The following is an 18,861-nucleotide window of genomic DNA, read 5'->3' as shown; positions in this document are numbered from 1 at the left end:
GGCACCATGTCGCCCCAGAACCCCTTTGGACGCCGGCACCACCGCGGCGCCGAGCACGTGCAGACCTGCGCAGAATGTGCAGCGGCCCGGAAGCGTGAACGCCAGTACATCGAGCGTCTCCGTGATGCGGCAATACCGCCTGCCAGCGATGACCTGACGGCCCGGCTGCTGGCCAGGACACAGTTGCTGGCGGCCGCGGCCGAGCCAGCCCCGCGCCAGTCCCAGGCCGTGAAAGTCCTCGCACTCGCCGCCGGCGGCACGGCCGCAGCCGCCGGAATTCTTGCGGTCAGTGCGTTTGCGCTGTCGGGGGACAGCACGCCCGTCGCCCAGACGGCCATCAATGGGAGCCTAGAGCAGCATACGGCCCAGCTGCCGGCCGACGGCAGGGAGCTCAGCGCATCGCAACTTCTCGCCCTTCGCTCGGAAGGCTGGGTCTGTCCGGAACTGGAGCAGCTCGGCTTCCACGTCCGGAGCGCCAATGCCATAACACTTAACGGACGGCCGGCGGTGGAATTGCACCTCTCCGATGGGAACCACTACGCCACGATCGTGGAACAACATCCTGCGGACGCCGAGCAGAATCTCGGTCAGGACGGCGGCCTAAGCACAAGCCAGACGGATGAGAAGCTGGTGGTCCGCAACCTGGCGCCCTGGACGGCCACTGTTGAGACCACGGCCGGGATTTTCACCGTGGAATCCGACCTCCAGGCGGAACAGGCCGACGACGCCGTTCCAGTGCTGCAGCGGCTCAGCGTCCTCGCCGTGGAAGGAATTAATGAGGGTGCCAGCACAGCGCCTGCTGCCGCAGTGACCGCAGAGGACGACTCTCCCGCGGCCCGGTTGGAGCGGGGAATCCGCAAACTCGGGGAGATACTGGCTCCGTGATGCAGGCACTTTGCGGCGATGGCGGGCAGGAATCGTCAGCCGGGCTCCGGAGAGGGTAATCTTCCTAAAGTGTTTGGAATCAACGGCCCGGAGTTCTTCATCCTGCTGATCATCGGCATCCTGGTGATCGGTCCCCAGCGCCTGCCCGAATACACCCAGAAACTTGCCAATTTGGTGAAGGAAGTCCGCCGGATGGCCTCCGGTGCGCGGGAGCAGATCAAGGAAGAAGTCGGCATCGACATCGATGACGTCGACTGGAAGAAATACGATCCCCGCCAGTATGATCCGCGGCGCATCATCAAGGAAGCGCTCCTGGACGACGACACCAAACCCGTCAGTGCCGGCGCGCCGGCCGCGGTAGCTGCCGTCGCCGGCGCAGGGGCTGCTGCCACAGGCGGGACGGCTCCCTCCCGACCGGAACGCGTGGTCCAGTCATTGCCCCCGGGCGAACCAGCCCCGTTCGACACCGAAGCAACCTAGGCGCTGTCCGCCTTGGTGGGCTGCGCTAGCGGGGCTGCAGGCCCAGGTTCATCCCTGTAAGTCCCCTGGGCCTCGCAGCGAGCTTTCCCGCAATCTCGATCAGCGCCATGGCTGCCGGAGTCTCCGGCCTGCCAAGCACGATCGGCGCGCCGGTATCGCCGCCTTCCCGCAGCAGGATGTCCAGCGGAATCTGTCCCAGGAGCGGCACCTCGGCGCCCACCGTCGTCGTGAGCCTTTCGGCAAGGATCGCCCCGCCGCCGTTGCCAAACAGCTCCATCCGCCCGCCGTCGGGCATTTCCAGGTACGACATGTTCTCGATGACGCCGGCCACTGTCTGGCCTGTCTGGGTGGCGATGGCACCCGCGCGCTCGGCGACGTCGGCAGCTGCGGCCTGCGGCGTGGTGACCACCAGGATCTCGGCCTTCGGCAGCAGCTGGGCAACGGAAATTGCGATGTCGCCGGTGCCGGGTGGAAGGTCGAGGAACAGGGCGTCAAGGTCGCCGAAGTAGACGTCGGTCAGGAACTGTTCGAGGGCCCGGTGGAGCATCGGCCCCCGCCAGGCAACAGGCTGGTTTCCGGCCACGAACATGCCGATGGAAATCACTTTTACGCCGTACGCCACCGGCGGAAGGATCATGTCGTCCACCCGCGTGGGTGCCTGCGTGATGCCCATCAGGGCCGGCACCGAGAACCCATGAACGTCGGCATCCACGATGCCCACCCGAAGCCCCTGGGCGGCCAGGGCGCAGGCCAGGTTGACCGTCAGCGATGACTTGCCCACACCGCCCTTGCCGCTGGCCACCGCATACACCTTGGTCAGCGACCCCGGCTCGTTGAACGGAATGCCGCGCTGGCCGGAGGCGCCGCGGAGCTGTTCCTTCAGGGCGTCCCGCTGGGCCTGGTTCATCACCTTCAGTTCAACGTCGACGGCGGTCACGCCCGGAACTGCGGACAGCGCCTTTTCGGAGTCGGCAGTAATGGTCCCGCGCAGGGGGCAGCCCGCGATGGTCAGCAGGACGGCCAGCCTGACACAGCCGTCCGCAGAGATGTCCACGGACTCCACCATGCCCAGTTCCGTGATGGGACGGCGGAGCTCAGGATCGATCACGGTGGCCAATGCAGCGTTGACTGCCTGCTCCAGGGGGTGGCTCATGCGGGCAGGACTCAGCTTTCGGTGGTGGGGTTGTGCTCCGGGATGGCCGAGTCCTGAACGGATGGCTCCTTCTCGGCCTGGTCCTTAGCTGCCTGCTCTTTGGCGGCGTGGCCGGCTTTGACCTTGGGAATCTGCTGCGTGCGGGGATTCCGCTGCTTATCGCGCTTTTCCTTGAGCCTGTCCTTGATCTTCTCGCGCGGTGACTCGTGGCTGCTGGCTCCGACGTGATCGTGGGTCCGCAGCTCCTCTTGCGCTTCCAGCATGTCCTCGAGGAGCGTGCGCAGCTCGGCCCGGACGTAGTCGCGGGTGGCAACCTCGCGCAGCGCGATCCTCAGCGACGCCAGTTCCCGGGTGAGGTACTCGGTGTCGGAGAGGTTGCGTTCGGCGCGCTGCCTGTCCTGCTGGAGCGAGACCCGGTCCCGGTCATCCTGCCGGTTCTGGGCAAGCAGCAGCAGCGGAGCCGCGTACGAGGCCTGCAGCGAAAGCATAAGGGTCAGCAGGGTGTAACCCAGGAGGCGCGAATCGAACTGCCATTCTCCCGGCGCCCACGTGTTCCAGACCAGCCAGATGACAACGAAGACCGTCATGTAGACCAGGAACTGCGGCGTGCCCATAAACCGGGCGAAGCCTTCCGTGGCGTGCCCGAACGCGTCCGGGTCCGGCGAGAATTTGGGCAGGATGCGTTGGCGGCCGCTTAAGGGTGTGTCGAGTCCGCCCTTGGCCGCGGCCTTCTTGTTGGGATTCTTGGGGGCGCCGGTGTCAGCCAATGCGGCCTCCCAGTTTTCTTATCGGGGCTTCGCCATCATAGGCGCGCCAGTCATCCGGTAACAGATGATCCAAAACGTCATCAACAGTCACCGCCCCTACTAGCCGGCCGGCGTCGTTGACCACCGGAAGGGAGTTCAGGTTGTACGTTGCCAGGGTGCGGGCCACTTCGCTGATGTGGGCTTGATCGGACAACGGCTCAAGGTTCTTGTCCACCAGGTTGCCCAAGGGCTCGAAAGGCGGGAACCGCAGCAGCTGCTGGATGTGGACCACACCCAGGAAGCGTCCGGTGGGGGTTTCCAGCGGGGGCCGGGTGATGAAGATGGAGGAGGCCAGGGCGGGGGAGAGTTCCTCACGGCGGACGTGGGCCAGTGCTTCGGCGACAGTCGCCTCCGGGGGAAGGATCACCGGAACAGGCGTCATCAGGCCACCGGCGGTGTCCTCGTCGTATTCGAGGAGCCGCCTGACGTCCTCGGCGCCTTCGGGTTCCATGAGCTGGAGCAGTTCTTCTGCCTGGGCTGTCGGCAGTTCGCCAAGGAGGTCTGCGGCGTCGTCGGGATCCATCTCCTCCAGGACGTCGGCTGCGCGCTGGACGTCAAGGGCGGACAGGATTTCCACCTGATCGTCCTCGGGCAGTTCCTGCAGGACGTCAGCCAATCTTTCATCCTGGAGTTCGCTGGCCACTTCGAACCGGCGTTTGTCGCTCATCTCCTGCAGCGCCTCGGCGAAGTCTGCGGGTTTGAGGTCTTCGTGGTTGGCCACGAACTGGGTGGCTGCCTGGGGTTCGGTGCGGGCACCCTGAAGGGCGTCGGCCCAGTCGATGATCATGGTCTCGTTCCGGCGCAGCCGGCTGAGCGGGGACAGGGAGTGGCCCCTGCGGACGAACAGCTTGCTCACGAACCAGTCGCGGGACCGGTGCTGGTCCATGGCGATGTCCTCGATGGTGGCGTCGCCGCTGCCGTCCCGGAGAGTGACGCGGCGATCGAACATTTCCGCCACCACTAGCGTCTCCGCGCCGCGCTGTTCAAAGCGCCGGAGGTTAACCAGCCCGGTGCAGATGATCTGTGTCTGGTCGATGGACGTTATGCGGGTCATCGGCACGAAGACCCGCTTTTTGCCGGGAACTTCGACGACGATACCCACCACGTGCGGGGCGCCGCGGCTGCCACGTGAGAGCACCACCACATCGCGCAACCTGCCCAAGCGGTCGCCCAAGGGGTCGAAGACGTCAAGACCCAGCAGGCGGGCCACAAAGACGCGCGAAAGATTTGTACTCACGTCTACAGGCTACCGAGTCTGCTCTCTTTTAGCTGAATTTACAGGCGGCATACATGCTGATGGGCAAGAATGGGTGTATGTCAAACATTTTTGGTGCTCCCAAGGCCGGTGGCCCCAGTGGGCCCGACGACGCCAGGACGGTGCCCACCGGCGACACCGTGGGCTCGTACACCTCCTACTTGGATGCCCAGAAGGCGGTGGACTACCTCGCCGACCAGCAGTTCCCGGTCCACATGGTTTCCATCGTGGGCAACGAACTGAAGATGGTTGAGCGGGTGACCGGCCGCCTCAGCTACCCGCGGGTGGCTCTCTCCGGGGCGCTCAGCGGTATGTGGTTCGGCCTTTTCGTCGGCGTTATGCTTTCCTTCTTCGCCCCGTCGCCCGGCTACTTCTCGATCCTGGCGTCCGTGCTGATGGGGGCCGCCTTCTTTATGCTGTTCGGCATCGTCACCTACGCCATGCAGCGTGGAAAGCGGGATTTCACATCGACCAGCCAGGTGGTGGCCACCAACTACGACGTTGTGGTGTCGGTGGAAGCCGCCCATGATGCGCGTCGGCTGCTCCAGCAACTGCCCATGAACCGTTCGGACGCAGCCGCCCAGTACAATCCCCAGGGCTACCAGAACCAGCCGTACGGCCCGTCGGGTCAGCAGGGCCAGCAGCCCGGCCAGCAGGGCCAGCAGCCCGGCCCGCAGGGCCAGCCGGGCCAGCCGGGCAGTCAGTCCGGCAATCAGCCCGGTCCGGCACCCGCACGTCCTGCCACGTGGAATGACCCCTACGGGCAGCAGGGTGGAGGCACAACAGGCCAGGGGGCAGCCCAGGGCGGACAGGTGCACGCCGCCGGGCCGGACCAGGGCGCGCAACCGGAAGCAGCGGCTCAGCCCGCGAAGACTCCCGCCGCCGGCGTCCGATACCCGGACCTCCCTGACGGCCGTCCCCAGTACGGCGTCCGTGTCTCGGACCGGCCCGCCTCAGAACAGGCCACGACGGGCCAGCCCGGCACGGAACAGACTGGCTCAGAACAACCCGGCTCAGAACAGCAGGGTTCGGCACAACCCGGCGCAGGCCAGCGGACCACAGAAGAGTCCCGGACGCCCTCCCACGCCGACGCCACCAAGGACTCCAGCGACTCCACACCTTAGGCCGCGCCCCGGGAGAGCTGGTTATCCATTAGCCGGGGGAGCGATGCCCGCAGTAAACAAACAACTCCGCCCGGTGCAGCAATTGCTGCACCGGGCGGAGTCGTTTATGAAGCAGTCTTACTTGACGCTGCCGGCTGTCAGGCCGCCCACGAGGTACTTCTGGAACATGAAGTACAGGACCACCACAGGGATGGCACAGACCAAGGAAGCCGCCATCAGCTGGGAATACACCGGGATTGCGCCACCCTCAACCGCGGACGCGAAGACCTGCAGCGCAACTGCGGCAGTATGCGTGTCCGGCCGGGTGAACACGGACGCGAAAAGCACGTCATTCCAGCCCAGCAGGAAGGCAAAAATTGCTGAAACGATGATCCCGGGCCAGCTGAGCGGAATGATGATCCGGAACAGGATCCCGAGGTTGGACGCGCCATCGATACGCGCCGCTTCCTCCAGTTCCCTTGGCAGGCCGCGGAGGTACGTGACCATCACCCAGGTCGAGAACGGCAGCGCGAACGTCAGGTAGGCGATAAACAGGCCCCAGAGGGTGCCGATGACGGTCACACCCAAGTAAGTGCCGGCGGAGGAGAAGAGCACAAAGACCGGCAGGAGCATCAGGGTACCCGGGACGGACTGGAGACCCAGCAGCCCGCGCAGCACCGTCAGGCGTCCGCGGAACTCAAACCGGACCAGGACATAGGCCGTGCCGATGGCCATGATGGCCGAGACGACTGCCGTGGCCCCGGAAACGATCAGGCTGTTGCCGATTGCCTTCGCCAGGCCCACGGAATCCCAGATTTTGGTGTAGCTGTCCAACGAGAAGCTGCTCGGCCAGAACTCGCCGCTGGCGACTCCCACATCCGTGTTCAGCGAGGCCAGGAAGATGTACACGATGGGAACGAGGACCAGTGCGCAGAGCAGGACCGTGACGATGGCCAGCAGTGGCCTCGGCATGAGGCGTGTGACCTCCAGGGCAGCGTCACGCCGGATGGGCTGCTTCCTCTGCTGCTCGATCGGGTTTGCCGCGTCGATGGTGGTCATTTCTTTCCTCCTTCGTGCACATCAAGCCGGACTGCGCGCAGGTAGATGAAGAGCGGAATGGCGATCAGGATCAGCGATACGACCGCCATGGCGGCGCTGAGGCCAAAGCGGAAGCTCTGGAAGCTGGTGACGTACACCAGGATCGGCAGCACATTCACATCCGACGGCGCCGGCGCACCAAACAGGACATAGGGGAGGGTGAAGTTGTTGATGTGGTTCAACGTGGCAAGCAGGAAGGCCAGTGAAACCGGTCCCTTCAGGTAAGGGAAGATCACGTACCGCAGCTTGTTCCACCACAGGGCCCCATCCAGGGCAGACGCCTCGTGGACCTCGTGGTCCACCGCCTGCAGACCGGACAGCGCCAGCAGGTAGATGAACGGCCAGGCCGCCCAGATTTCCACCCACACCAGCGTCCAATAGGCGTTCGGGCCGTTTAGCCAGAGTCCGCCGTCCATTCCCATGTTGGTCAGCATCACGTTCACGATGCCATCAGGCTGCAGCATGGTCCGCCACACGCTGGCCACCACAAACGACGGCAGGACGTAGGGGATCAGGAAGATGGAGCGCACCACTGCACGGCCCCGGTAGGCGTTCTGGGTGACGACGGCGGCGGCCACGCCAAGCGGGATGGTCACCACCGTGGAGATCAGTGCGAAGGAAACAGACAGCCAGATGGAGCGAAGCAACTCGCTGCTGAGCGCCGCTTCAATGTAGTTCTGGACGCCAATGAATTCGGCACTGACCCATTGGCGAAGGGTGTACTGATCCAGATCGATCAGCGACATCCAGATGCCCATGGCCAGGGGGACCAGGATGACGATCGTCATCAGCAGCCCGCCAGGAATCAGGAGCCACAGGGGCCGGTTCTTCTCGCTCAGCCCCTTGCGGCGCTTCCCAGGGGGTGAAGTTTCGCCGGGTCCGGCGGCCTCCCCGGCCGCGGGACTGTCCGCCGGCCGGGGCTCGGTAACGCTGCTAGCCATTTTCCGTAACCTTCCGCAGTTGGTGGGTCGGTCCTACTTCTTGGCCCGGTCCAGTGCGGTCTGCGATTTGGCCTGTTCGTCCTTGAGCCGCTGGGACAGGTTGGATTCGCTGACTGCACCGGAGGCAAGATCCGGAATGGACTGGACAACTACGTTGGTCAGCGACAGCTGCACATCGCCCCACGCACCGCTGAAGGGCGTCGCTACTGATTTGGCTCCCGACTCGAGGGCTGGCGCAATCACTTCATTGGTGGCGAGTTCCTTCGCGGCTTCCTGGTTTGCGGGAAGCTGGCCGAAGACCTTGAAGTAGTTGAGCTGGACGTCCTTGCTGGTGATCATCTTGATAAACGCAAAGGCGAGGTCTTTCTGCTTCGAGTAGTCAGCTACCACGAGGTTGTCGCCGGAGAGGATGCTGGCGGCCGCCTTACCGTCCGACGGGTTGGCGGTCTCGCCCGGGGGAACGGTGGGCATCAGGGCGTACTTGTACTTGCCCTTGACCGCGGAGGCATCCAGGGCGGGGATGGACAGCGGCGAGGTCATGGGGAAGTACGCGGCCTTGCCGGCGGCGAAGGCGGCCAGGGCCTGCGGGTTGGCCCAGCCGACGGAGGAGGGGTCAACTACCTTGTCCTTGGTTACCCAACCGAAGTAGGTCTCGTAGGCCTTCTTGGTGATGGGGTCATCGAGACGGACCTTGCTTCCGTCAATGATGGGGTTGCCAGCCTGGATGGACATGCCCCATATGTACTTCCAGGGGTCGAAGTTGTCCTTGTACGCCACGGCAACACCGTACTGGTCGCCCTTTGTGAGCTTCTTTGCCTGCTCGGTGAACTCATCCCAAGTGGTGGCAGGCTTTTCAATCCCGGCGGCTGCCAGGAGCTCAGTGTTATACGCCATCACGAACGGCCTGCTCACGAAGGGGATACCAATCTGGTTGCCGTCATCCGGGCCGGAAATGCCAAGCGCCGCGGGAACGAACTTGTCCTTGCCGCCGAGCTGGTTCCATTCGTTGTCGCCCAGTTTCACGAACGCCCCGGTGGAGTACGCCGTGGGGGTGAAGGTGGTGCCGAGTCCGTAGACGTCAGGTCCCTGGCCCGAGACGACAGATGTCTGGATCCGGGTCATCTCGTCATTGGCGGTGGCGAAAGTCTCCCACTGGATGTCGGCTCCGGTTTCCGTCTTGAACTTGGCGCTCATCTCCTTGAACCAGGCCTGCTGTTCCTGGGGGTACTGCGCGGTGACGTTCATTAGGACGTTGAGCGTTTTTCCCGTGCCGTCCACCTTGCCGCCCGAGGCGCCGGAGGTCGCACCGCCCGAGCCGCCCGAGCCGCCGCACGCGGCAAGCATAAGAACGGAAATGGCCGCTGCGGCGATAGTGCCGATGCGGCGCGGTTTGGACATACCCATGAGACTTCTCCTTTGAAGACATACATTGCGGCAGAGACCCGAGACTCAAATTCAGTCTACGATTTCTTTCTCTGCGGCCAGCGTATTCGTCAATGCCAACTTTTGGCAAGCGATTGCCAAAAACTGTTATGAGAGGTTCACCCCAAGGCATGGACGTCCAGCGCACCACGGGCGGTGATGCGCTGGACGAAAGTACTTCTAGCGGATGTCTCCGGTTGCCAATCCAGCGTCCAGCTCCTGGTAGATGCCTGCCATCCAGGACTGCACGTCGTCGGCCTTGCGGGGCAGCGCGGCGCTGAGGTTCACCGGACCATCGGCCGTCATCAGGATGTCGTCCTCGATCCGCACCCCGATGCCGCGGTACTCTGCCGGGATGGCCAGGTCCTCGTTCTTGAAGTACAGGCCGGGTTCGATGGTAAAGACCATGCCTTCCGTGAGGATCCCATCGAGGTACAGTTCGCGCTTGGCCTGGGCGCAGTCGTGCACATCCAGACCAAGGTGGTGACTGGTCCCGTGCGGCATCCAACGTCTGTGCTGCTGGCCTTCGGGGCTGACGGCTTCCTCGACGCTCACGGGGAGGAGTCCCCACTCGGCGAGGCGTTCCGCCAACACAGTGGTGGCGGCGGTGTGGATATCACGGAACCTCGCACCCGGCCGGGCAGCGGCGAATCCGGCGTCGGCAGCATCCAGGACTGCCTCGTAGACCTTGCGCTGGACCGCGGTGAACGTGCCGTTGACGGGCAGCGTCCGGGTGACGTCTGCGGTGTAGAGCGAGTCCGCTTCAACGCCGGCGTCCAGCAGCAGCAGTTCGCCGGCGTTGATCCTGCCGGTGTTCCGCGTCCAGTGCAGGACGGTGGCATTGTTGCCGGCGGCGGCGATGGTGTCGTAGCCGAGTTCGTTGCCGACCTCGCGGGCACGGGCAAAGAACGCGCCCTCTACGACGCGCTCGCCTCGGGCATGGGTCAGTGCGCGGGGCAGGGCCTTGACCACCTCCACGAAGCCCTCGACAGTTGCAGCCACCGCAGTCATCATCTGTTCGATTTCCCACTCATCCTTCAGGAGCCGGAGTTCGGACAGCGCTTCGGAAAGCTTTTCATCAAGTGCATCCAGGACAGCAAGGTCCAGGTTGTCCGGGTCCTTGGCAGTGTTGTACCGGGCAGTATCCACCAGGGCGTCGATGTTCTCGTCCACCTTGCGGACCAACCGGATGGAGATGCCGCCGATCTCGGGGGCGCCCACGTTCTTGGTGATCGCTGATTCAAGTCCATCGATGTGGGCTGTGGCCAGGCCAAGGTGCGCTTCGAACTCGGCCAGGGTGGGCCGTGCGCCGATCCAGAACTCGCCGGAACGGGAGTCAGCGTAGAACTGTTCTGTATCCCTGCCGGCCAGCGGACGGAAGTACAGCGTGGCACGGTGGTGACTGCCGCCGTCGCCCTTTCCTTCACCGGCAGGCTCCAGAATGAGGACAGCGTCCGGTTCGTGGTCCAGGCCCAGGCCAGTGAGATGCGCAAAGCCGGAATGCGGACGGAACCGGTAGTCGCAGTCGTTGGAGCGGACCTTCAGCGGACCGGCGGGGATGACCAGGCGTTCGCCTATGAACTTCTCCGAGATGGCACTGCGCCGGGCCGCTGCGTAGTGGGCCACGGCGTCGAGCGCCGGCAGTTGTTGCTCGGACGGCGCCCAGTTGCCGGCCATAAAGGCCTTGAAGGCGGCGGAACTGGGCCGCTGCGAGCGGTTGTTGACGCGCTCGTCGAGGGGCTGGGAGACAGAGGTCGGGGTGTTTTCGGCATCGTTCACGGCACCATCGTCTCACCAGCACCGGTGCACGCGCGACAAAGGATCCAAAGCCGGCGCGGGCGCGGTCAACTAGGCTGTGCAAGTGAGGATTGACCTGCATGCCCACTCGAATGTTTCGGACGGCACCGAAACCCCCGCCGACGTGATGGCTTCGGCTGCCCGGGCGGGCCTGGACGTGGTGGCACTGACTGATCACGACTCGACCGGCGGCTGGGCCGAGGCGTCCCTGGCGGCGCTGGAAAACGGGGTGGCGCTGGTTCCCGGCATGGAGGTTTCCTGCCGGACCGGGCAGGGCATCAGCGTGCATCTGTTGAGTTACCTGCACGATCCTGCCCACCCGGGGCTGCTTGAAGAGATCACCAAGGCCAAGGACGCACGCCTCACCCGGGCCGAACGCATGGTGACCTTGCTCGCCGAAGACTACCCGCTGACGTGGGACGACGTCATCCACCATGTGGCTCCCGGGGCGACACTGGGGCGGCCGCATATTGCTGATGCCCTGGTGGCGGCCGGCGTGGTTTCGGACCGCTCCGAGGCGTTCGCGTCCATCCTGACGTCCCATTCACGCTACTTTGTCCAGCACTACGCACCCGACCCGGCCACCGCCGTCGAACTTGTCCGTGCCGCTGGCGGGGTTCCCGTGTTCGCACACCCCGTGGCGTCCGGCCGGGGCCGGGTCGTGGGGGAGCGCACCTACCGTGACATGATCGACGCCGGCCTGGCCGGCTTGGAGATCGACCACCGTGACAACCCGGAGGAAGGGCGCGAGTTTCTCCGGGGCCTTGCCGCCAAGCACGGACTGCTGATCACGGGCTCTTCGGATTACCACGGAACGGGCAAGCCGAACCTGCTCGGAGAAAACCTGACCACTGCGGACGTGCTGGCACGGATCGAAGAACTCGGCACGGGAACCGCCGTGATCCGTCCCTAACGGGTCCGCATCGACCTACTTGACCGACCTAGTTGGCCGGGAACGACGTAAAGCTCGCCTTGGCACCCAACCGCTTGGCCATCACGTCGATGGCAGGCTGGTTCTGGTCCACACACACGAACTTCCGGTCAAGCTTGGCCGCCACGGCGCCAAGGGTCCCGGAACCGGCGAAGAAGTCCAGGCACCAGTCCCCGGGCCGGCTTGACGCCGACACTACCCGGCGGATGAGGCCCTCGGGCTTCTGCGTGGGGTAGCCGGTCTTTTCCTTGCCGGTGGGGGAGACGATGGTGTGCCACCAGACGTCGGTGGGCAGCTTCCCGAGCTCCCGCTTCGCCGGAGTCACCAGGCCAGGCGCCATGTAAGGCTCGCGGTCCACCTCGGCGTTGTCGAAGTGGTATTTTGCCGGGTTCTTGACGTAAACGAGGATGTTGTCGTGCTTGGTAGGCCAGCGGTACTTGGCACGGGCACCGTAGTCGTACGCCCAGATGATCTCGTTGAGGAAACACTCGCGGCCGAAGATGGCGTCAAGCATTACCTTCGCGTAGTGGACTTCGCGGTAGTCCAGGTGGAGGTAGAGCGTGCCGTCGTCGGCCAGCAGACGCCAGGCCTCCACGAGCCGGGGTTCCAGGAACGACCAGTAGTCACTGAAGGCGTCATCGTACCGGTGCAAGGCGCCCTTGATGGTGTCGTAGGAACGCCCCTTGAAGCCCACGCGGTCGCCGTCACCGTCGGTGTTCAGGACCATCCGCGTTTCCTGGCGCTTCTGGACCCTGCCGGTGTTGAACGGCGGGTCAACGTATATCAAGGTGAAGGCGCCGTCCGGCAGCGAGGGGAGGTACTCCGCGTTGTCCGCGTGAACCACCAGATTGCTGCCGTCCGGCGCCCAGACGGTGTCAGTCATCGAGGCTGTTATGCCTCGGTGCCGCGCTGCTGCGGGCCGTTGTCGGCACCGGCCACCACTTCGCCGTTGCGGCGGCGGGTGCGGGTCCGGCTGCGGCGGGCGCGGGGGTCCACTTCGCCTTCGGCCGGAGCCGCGGTAGCCGGTTCCGGGGCGGGGCTGGTGCCGGCGGTCGCCGCATCAGAGGTACGACGACGGCGGTCACCGGAGCGTCCGCCGGGCTCACCGGTGCGGCGGCTGCTGCTGTCCCGAGCACCGGAGCGGCCGGCGTCGCGGCTGCTGTCGCGGGCGCTGTCACGGCCGCCGCTTGGGCGGGTGTTCTTTTTGCCGGTCTCGCCCAGGTCCTCGAGGACCTCGGCGTCGACACCGGCCAGCACGCGCTTGTTGCGGGGCAGGCGGCCCTTGGTGCCTTCCGGGATGTCCAGCTCTTCGTAGAGGTGCGGCGAGGAGGAGTAAGTTTCCACGGGCTCCGGGACGCTGAGTCCCAGGGCCTTGTTGATCAGGCCCCAACGCGGCATGTCGTCCCAGTCAACGAAGGTCACGGCGGTGCCCTTGTTGCCGGCGCGGCCGGTGCGGCCCACACGGTGCAGGTAGATCTTTTCGTCTTCAACGCACTGGTAGTTGATGACGTGCGTGACGTCGTCGACGTCGATGCCGCGGGCGGCGACGTCGGTGGCCACCAGCACGTCCACTTTGTTGTTGCGGAAGGCGCGGAGGGCCTGCTCGCGGGCGCCCTGGCCCAGGTCGCCGTGGATGGCGGCGGCGGCGAAGCCACGGTCCACAAGCTCCTCGGCAACCTTCGCTGCGGTGCGCTTGGTCTTGGTGAAGATGATGGTCCGGCCGCGGCCGCGGGCCTGCAGGATGCGGGCCACAACTTCGATCTTGTCCATGCTGTGGGCACGGTAGATGAGTTGGCGGATATCGCGCTTGGTCAGGCCCTCGTCATCCGGATCAGCGGCCCGGATGTGGGTGGGCTGCGTCATGTAGCGGCGGGCCATCGCGATGACCGGGCCGGGCATGGTGGCGGAGAACAGCAGGGTCTGGCGGACCGCAGGGGTACCGGCGATCAGCGTTTCCACGTCCGGCAGGAACCCGAGGTCCAGCATTTCGTCGGCCTCGTCAAGGATGACCATCTTGACGTTCTTCAGGACCAGGTGCTTCTGCTTGTAGAGGTCGATGAGGCGGCCGGGAGTACCGACGACCACTTCGACGCCCTTCTGCAGGGCTTCCACCTGGGGCTCGTAGGCACGGCCGCCGTAGATGGTGGTGATGCGGGCGTTGCGCTTGCGGGAGGCGTTCTGGAGATCGTTGGCCACCTGGACGGCCAGCTCGCGGGTGGGCACGATGACCAGGGCCTGCGGTGCGCCGGGAACTGCGAGCTTGTCGTAGCCGGCGTCGTCCGGACCCACCACGCGCTGCAGGGCGGGAATGCCGAAGCCGAGGGTTTTGCCGGTGCCGGTCTTGGCCTGCCCGATGATGTCGTGGCCTGAAAGCGCCACCGGCAGGGTCATGGCCTGGATGGGGAAGGGGTGGGTGATCCCGGCATCGGCGAGGGATTCCACGATGTCGGCGCGGACGTTGTAGTCCGCGAAGGATTTCTCCTCGATCTCGTGCGGCTTCTCGTCCGAGATGATGGTTTCTTCCGGCTCGAGGACTTCGAGGCCGGAATCGTCGATCAGAAGTTGGTGCGTATGCAATTCACTCACAGTGGAGTTTCCTTAATTCATTTGGGCATTGGCGCTGCCTGCTCAACGGGCCGGCCAACGTGGCCGTTCCGGAGCACGCTCGAAGCGCGCAAGCAAATCCAGTGGAAGCCGATCGCGGGCTATCAAATGCTGGCACTGGTGACCAACGGGTGCATCTCAAGATCGCGTAGGGGCGGGCTTGTTGAATTCAAAATCAAGGAAATCAACGACCGGGCATCCATATCTACTTCTTCAGTCTAGCCGTACGGACCCGGAATCCCGGCTTTGGGCAGAACAGGCAGGGCGCCAAACCGTCAGGCCAGCAGCTCGAAGTGGACCTCGCGGGCGGCAATATCGGAGGAGATCAGGCGGACCCGCACCTTGGTACCCGATTCCAGATCGCCGGCGCAGCGGGCCGTCACGGCGGGTTCGGCGATCTGGATGATCCCCGAGGGGCCGTTCCCGTTTTTCGCGGCGCCGTTTTTCACAGTGCCGTTCTTGGCGCCGTTGCCGTTTTTCCCGTTGCCGTTTCCGTTGTCCTTTTGCGGCTTGGAACCGGAGATCACGATCGCATCGAACTCCTGCCCCACATGGTTGACCAGGAGCGCGGCCTCCACGGTGTCCAGCGCCATGCGTTCCATCCGCGATGCCAGCTGGTCGGATCCGGCCATGATCTCCGGCAGGGACGGCAGGGCTTCCCGCGCCCAGTCCGGTACGGGCTTGCCGTTGCTCAGGGCTTCGCAGATCACCAGCACGAAGCGGTCGATGAGGCGCCGGAGCGGTGCCGTGGTGTGGGCATAGGCGGCGCCGATGGCGGACTGGACGGCGTCGTCCGGAACCGTGCCGTCGAACGCCGTGTAGCTGGCGCCGCGGAACAGCATGCCGGCGGAGTGCAGGATAGCCAGTTGCCGGGGCTCTGTCGGGTCAAGGCTGCGCAGGTATTCGCCGTAACTGATTTTGCCGTCCCACGGCTTGCCCAAGGCCTCCGTCTGGAGGCGGAAGTGGCGCAGGGAGCGCTCGTCCGGCGCCGGCATGGTGCGCAGGATGCCCACTTTTCCCGCCAACATCAGGTTCGCCGCCGCCATTCCGGTCATCAGGGAAATCTGGGCGTTCCAGTCCTCCACCGGAAGCTGCGGTGCCGCGGCAATCCGGTAGCCGCCGTCGGGCAGTTGCACGATTTCCTGCTCGGGCATGTTCAGGCTGGCGCCGCCACGCTGCCGCTCCAGTTCAACCCGCTTGAGCCCCACTTCCTTCAGGAGCTGCAGCACGGGACCGGCCGTCCCGGCATCGAGTTCGGCCTGGACTCCCTTGTAGCTCAGCTTGGCCCGGCTGCGGATGGTGGCCCTGCGGACACTCACCGTGGAGACGTGTGCGGCGTCGTCCAGCCCAAACTCCCACACATAGGCGGAACAGAGCTGCCCGGCCAGGAGGCTGCCGGCCCCTTCGCTGATGACCTCCGGATGCAGCGGAATACGGCCGTCAGGGACGTAGAACGTCTGTCCGCGGCGGCGGGTCTCTGCGTCCAGTCTGCCGCCAGGGCGGACAAAGGAGGGTACGTCAGCGATGGCGTAAAGCACCCGGTAGCCAGCGCCTGCCCGCTCGATGAACAGCGCCTGGTCCAGGTCAGTGGAGGATGCCGGATCGATGGTGAGGAAGTCCACGTCCGTCAGATCAGCGCCCGGCAACTCGTGTGCGGCCACTGCCGCTTCCGCGTCCCGGACCGCCTCTGCCGGGTAGGGCCCCGGTAGTTCCAGCTCGGTCCGCAGGGCGCTCAGTGCCGCCGCGAGCTCGTTGGTCTGCTCATGGACGTTGGGGGACAACCGATGATGTGACACGAAAATCAGGTTAGCCCGATTTCCACGGATCGTGCACGCCCACCGTCCGCCACGCGGGGATTCTCAGGATGCGCCGGCGTCCAGGGCCGCCACGAGTGCCGCTGCAGCCGCTGCGGGATCGGAGGCCTCGGTGATGGCACGCACCACAACAATCCTGCCGGCACCGGCCTTCACTACCTGCTCCACGTTGCCAAGATCGATGCCTCCGATGGCAAACCAGGGCAGCGTGGCCTGGGTGCCACCGGCAGTGCGGACTGCTTCGGCCGCGTACCGCACCAGGTCAAGGCCGACGGCGGCCCTGCCGGGTTTGGTGGGAGTGGCCCAGACCGGTCCGACGCAGAAGTAGTCCAGGCTGCCTTCGGCAGGCAGCCCGCCGGACAGCCGGATGGCGCCTTCGATCTGCTCGGCGGTGTGCGTGGAAAGACCGACCGCAACACGCCGGCCCAGCAGTGTGCGGGCGGACGCAACAGGCAGATCCTTCTGACCGATGTGGAAGACGGGGGCGCCGGACAGCATCGCGACATCGGCACGGTCATTGACGGCCCACAGCTTTCCGTGGCGTTCGGCAGCCGCCTGAAGAACGGCCAGCAGCTCCAGTTCCTCCGCCGCCTCGATGGACTTGTCGCGGAGCTGGATGATGTCCACGCCGCCGGCAAAAGCCGCGTCCACAAACTCGCCAAAGTCCCCGCGGTCCCGGCGCGCATCAGTGCACAGGTAGAGCCTGGCACTGTGCGGGAGGCCTGTGGTCACACCGAGGGTCGGGTCTGTTCCGGCCAGGGAATCGGGAGCGGAGGAGGTAGCGGAGGGCGTGCCTGCAGCGGCGAAGTATTGCGCGTTCATGGAAACCAGCCTAATTCCCCTAAACTGGGCGGGTACTGCGGGAGCCCGTTGCAGCCGTCATAAAGCGGCCGGGCTGAGAGGGCGTCAGAGCCGACCGCTTGACCTGATCCGGCTAATACCGGCGTAGGGAAGGAACCAGATGCCCCCCGCAACAAGCAGCCCACCTGTGGCTGGATCAACCAGCGTCCCGGCCAGCACGGCCGCCGTGCTGCATGCCGACGTGGCAGTCATCGGCGGCGGCGTCATCGGCCACGCAATAGCTTGGGACGCCCGGCGAGCGGGCCGATCCGTTGTGCTGATCGATGACGCACCCGGGAGCGGCGCCAGCTGGGCAGCCGCCGGCATGCTTGCCCCTGTGAGCGAACTGCACTACCAGGAGGAATACCTCCTGGAGCTGATGCTTGCATCCTCCGGGCTGTGGCCCGCCTTCGCGGCAGACCTCGCCCTGGCGGGGGCCGGCGAGACCGGATACCTGACGACGCCGACCCTCGCCATCGGCGCGGACGCTGCGGACCGCCGGGCGCTGATGGACCTCCGGGCCGTGCAGCAGGCCAGCGGCCTGGTGGTGGAACCCCTGACTGTCCGTGAGGCCAGGTCCAGGGAATCCTTGCTCAGCCCAGCCATCTCCTGCGCCCTGGACATCCGCGCCGACCACCAAGTGGATCCACGGAAACTGGTGGCGTGCCTCCAGGCAGTCCTGGCCCTCCATGAATCAGGGGCTGGAACCGCAGTGGCAGGTGCCCGCGGGGGATTCGCCGTTGACCAACGGGCCACTGCCCTTCTCTGGCAGGACGGCTGCGTCAGCGGCGTGGCGCTCGCAAACGGCGGAGAAGTCCAGGCCCGGGAGACCGTCGTGGCCAACGGATTGCAGGCGGCCTCGCTGGGAGGCCTGCCGGCGGGACTGCACCTGCCCCTGCGGCCCGTCTACGGTGACATCCTTCGACTGGCTGTTCCGCAGCACCTGCGACCGCTCCTCACTTCCACTGTCCGTGGAATGGTCCATGGTGTGCCGGTTTACATCGTTCCCAGACAGGACGGCACGGTGGTGATTGGGGCAACGCAACGGGAGGATGCGCTCGCCGGGACAGGTGATGGTGCTGTCTCGGCCGGTGGCGTCTATCAGTTGCTGCGTGACGCCCAGGTCCTGGTGCCGGCCGTCTCGGAGCTTGAACTCCTGGAATGCACGGCAAGAGCTAGGCCCGCCACCCCGGACAACGCACCGCTCCTGGGCCGCGTTCCGGTTTCCGCACCAGCGACGGGGAACGCGGGGAACCCTGGGAGCACAGGAGACATTGCCGGGCTGATCATCGCCACCGGGTTCTTCCGCCACGGAGTGCTGCTTGCTCCGGCGGCGGCAGCGATCTGCCGGGAGTTGCTTGACGGCCGGACAGATCCTCGATGGGGGGCCCTCAGCCCGGCCCGCTTTTCAGGAAAGCACCAAGTGGCCGGCACGCAGACCCCACCCAAGGACAGCAGCAGCATGAAGGACCTCGACCCGCAGAAGGAATCAGCATGAACATCACCCTCAACGGCTCGAGCCATTCCGTGGCCGACGACGCCTCCATCACCACTCTCATCAGCCAGATCACCGGCCGCCCCCTCGCAGCCAACGGACAGGCGACAGACGGGCAGAAACTCGGCGTCGCCGTCGCCCATAACTCCGAAGTAGTACCCCGCAGCCAGTGGTTCGTCACGGCGCTCGCCGAAGGTGACGACGTCGAACTGGTCACAGCAGTCCAGGGAGGCTGAC

General features: G+C 65.4%; 17 protein-coding genes and 1 riboswitch. Of the genes, 6 read left to right on the top strand and 11 right to left on the bottom strand.

Going from position 1 to position 18,861, the window contains the following annotated elements:
- The first annotated feature begins 6 nt into the window (after positions 1-6).
- Together ACZY0Q_RS05940 and ACZY0Q_RS05935 are read left to right on the top strand one after the other, a co-directional pair.
- Positions 7-885, top strand: coding sequence for an anti-sigma factor (locus ACZY0Q_RS05940; RefSeq protein WP_463915255.1), 879 nt, complete (start codon positions 7-9; stop codon positions 883-885).
- 69 nt (positions 886-954) lie between these two features.
- Positions 955-1,365, top strand: coding sequence for a twin-arginine translocase TatA/TatE family subunit (locus ACZY0Q_RS05935; RefSeq protein WP_463915254.1), 411 nt, complete (start codon positions 955-957; stop codon positions 1,363-1,365).
- Between the two features lie 25 nt (positions 1,366-1,390).
- Here ACZY0Q_RS05935 and ACZY0Q_RS05930 read toward each other — a convergent pair whose 3' ends face one another.
- Genes ACZY0Q_RS05930 through ACZY0Q_RS05920 form a run of 3 tightly spaced genes read right to left on the bottom strand, consistent with a single transcriptional unit; the run spans position 1,391 to position 4,561 of the window.
- A complete protein-coding gene (locus ACZY0Q_RS05930; RefSeq protein WP_463915253.1) occupies positions 1,391-2,518 on the bottom strand; it encodes an Mrp/NBP35 family ATP-binding protein in 1,128 nt (375 codons plus the stop codon).
- Between the two features lie 11 nt (positions 2,519-2,529).
- Complete coding sequence (locus ACZY0Q_RS05925; RefSeq protein WP_463915252.1) at positions 2,530-3,285, bottom strand: DUF1003 domain-containing protein; 756 nt, start codon at positions 3,283-3,285, stop codon at positions 2,530-2,532.
- Positions 3,278-4,561 (bottom strand): magnesium transporter MgtE N-terminal domain-containing protein, encoded by a 1,284-nt coding sequence (locus ACZY0Q_RS05920; RefSeq protein WP_463915251.1) that lies wholly within the window; start codon positions 4,559-4,561, stop codon positions 3,278-3,280. The genes ACZY0Q_RS05925 and ACZY0Q_RS05920 overlap by 8 nt, the downstream gene beginning before the upstream one ends.
- A gap of 77 nt (positions 4,562-4,638) precedes the next feature.
- Between ACZY0Q_RS05920 and ACZY0Q_RS05915 the strand changes: the two genes are divergently transcribed.
- Positions 4,639-5,703 (top strand): YflT domain-containing protein, encoded by a 1,065-nt coding sequence (locus ACZY0Q_RS05915; RefSeq protein WP_463915250.1) that lies wholly within the window; start codon positions 4,639-4,641, stop codon positions 5,701-5,703.
- Between the two features lie 117 nt (positions 5,704-5,820).
- Here the strand turns inward: ACZY0Q_RS05915 and ACZY0Q_RS05910 are convergent, their stop codons facing one another.
- From ACZY0Q_RS05910 to ACZY0Q_RS05895, 4 genes are all read right to left on the bottom strand, one after another.
- Positions 5,821-6,654 (bottom strand): carbohydrate ABC transporter permease, encoded by an 834-nt coding sequence (locus ACZY0Q_RS05910; protein ID WP_463916261.1) that lies wholly within the window; start codon positions 6,652-6,654, stop codon positions 5,821-5,823.
- Between the two features lie 83 nt (positions 6,655-6,737).
- Positions 6,738-7,721: a carbohydrate ABC transporter permease gene (locus tag ACZY0Q_RS05905; protein WP_463915249.1), complete on the bottom strand. Its 984-nt coding sequence runs from the start codon at positions 7,719-7,721 to the stop codon at positions 6,738-6,740.
- 33 nt (positions 7,722-7,754) lie between these two features.
- Positions 7,755-9,119 carry an ABC transporter substrate-binding protein gene (locus ACZY0Q_RS05900; protein WP_463916260.1) on the bottom strand — a complete coding sequence of 455 codons (1,365 nt, stop codon included), beginning with the start codon at positions 9,117-9,119 and terminating at the stop codon, positions 7,755-7,757.
- A gap of 204 nt (positions 9,120-9,323) precedes the next feature.
- Complete coding sequence (locus ACZY0Q_RS05895) at positions 9,324-10,922, bottom strand: aminopeptidase P family protein (RefSeq protein ID WP_463915248.1); 1,599 nt, start codon at positions 10,920-10,922, stop codon at positions 9,324-9,326.
- Between the two features lie 82 nt (positions 10,923-11,004).
- On the opposite strand from ACZY0Q_RS05895, the gene ACZY0Q_RS05890 reads away from it, so the two are divergent.
- Complete coding sequence (locus tag ACZY0Q_RS05890) at positions 11,005-11,853, top strand: PHP domain-containing protein (protein ID WP_463915247.1); 849 nt, start codon at positions 11,005-11,007, stop codon at positions 11,851-11,853.
- A 28-nt stretch (positions 11,854-11,881) separates the two neighbouring features.
- On the opposite strand, the gene ACZY0Q_RS05885 is transcribed toward ACZY0Q_RS05890, so the two are convergent.
- The 4 genes from ACZY0Q_RS05885 to thiE all read right to left on the bottom strand — a co-directional run bounded on the left by ACZY0Q_RS05885 (position 11,882) and on the right by thiE (position 17,111).
- Positions 11,882-12,754 (bottom strand): DNA-methyltransferase, encoded by an 873-nt coding sequence (locus ACZY0Q_RS05885; RefSeq protein ID WP_463915246.1) that lies wholly within the window; start codon positions 12,752-12,754, stop codon positions 11,882-11,884.
- Between the two features lie 8 nt (positions 12,755-12,762).
- Positions 12,763-14,457: a DEAD/DEAH box helicase gene (locus tag ACZY0Q_RS05880; RefSeq protein WP_463915245.1), complete on the bottom strand. Its 1,695-nt coding sequence runs from the start codon at positions 14,455-14,457 to the stop codon at positions 12,763-12,765.
- 293 nt (positions 14,458-14,750) lie between these two features.
- Positions 14,751-16,271, bottom strand: coding sequence for an RNB domain-containing ribonuclease (locus tag ACZY0Q_RS05875; protein WP_463915244.1), 1,521 nt, complete (start codon positions 16,269-16,271; stop codon positions 14,751-14,753).
- A gap of 63 nt (positions 16,272-16,334) precedes the next feature.
- The gene (gene thiE, locus ACZY0Q_RS05870; RefSeq protein ID WP_463915243.1) at positions 16,335-17,111 is read right to left on the bottom strand and encodes a thiamine phosphate synthase; all 777 of its coding nucleotides are present in this window, start codon (positions 17,109-17,111) and stop codon (positions 16,335-16,337) included.
- Between the two features lie 27 nt (positions 17,112-17,138).
- Positions 17,139-17,258, top strand: a riboswitch (TPP riboswitch).
- A gap of 19 nt (positions 17,259-17,277) precedes the next feature.
- Between thiE and thiO the strand changes: the two genes are divergently transcribed.
- Complete coding sequence (thiO, locus tag ACZY0Q_RS05865; RefSeq protein ID WP_463915242.1) at positions 17,278-18,627, top strand: glycine oxidase ThiO; 1,350 nt, start codon at positions 17,278-17,280, stop codon at positions 18,625-18,627.
- Positions 18,624-18,860 carry a sulfur carrier protein ThiS gene (gene thiS, locus ACZY0Q_RS05860; RefSeq protein WP_463915241.1) on the top strand — a complete coding sequence of 79 codons (237 nt, stop codon included), beginning with the start codon at positions 18,624-18,626 and terminating at the stop codon, positions 18,858-18,860. The genes thiO and thiS overlap by 4 nt, the downstream gene beginning before the upstream one ends.
- Position 18,861 lies beyond the last annotated feature (1 nt).

It is taken from the genome of Pseudarthrobacter lactosi, from assembly GCF_055412785.1.
This window is presented reverse-complemented; position numbering and strand designations above follow the sequence as displayed.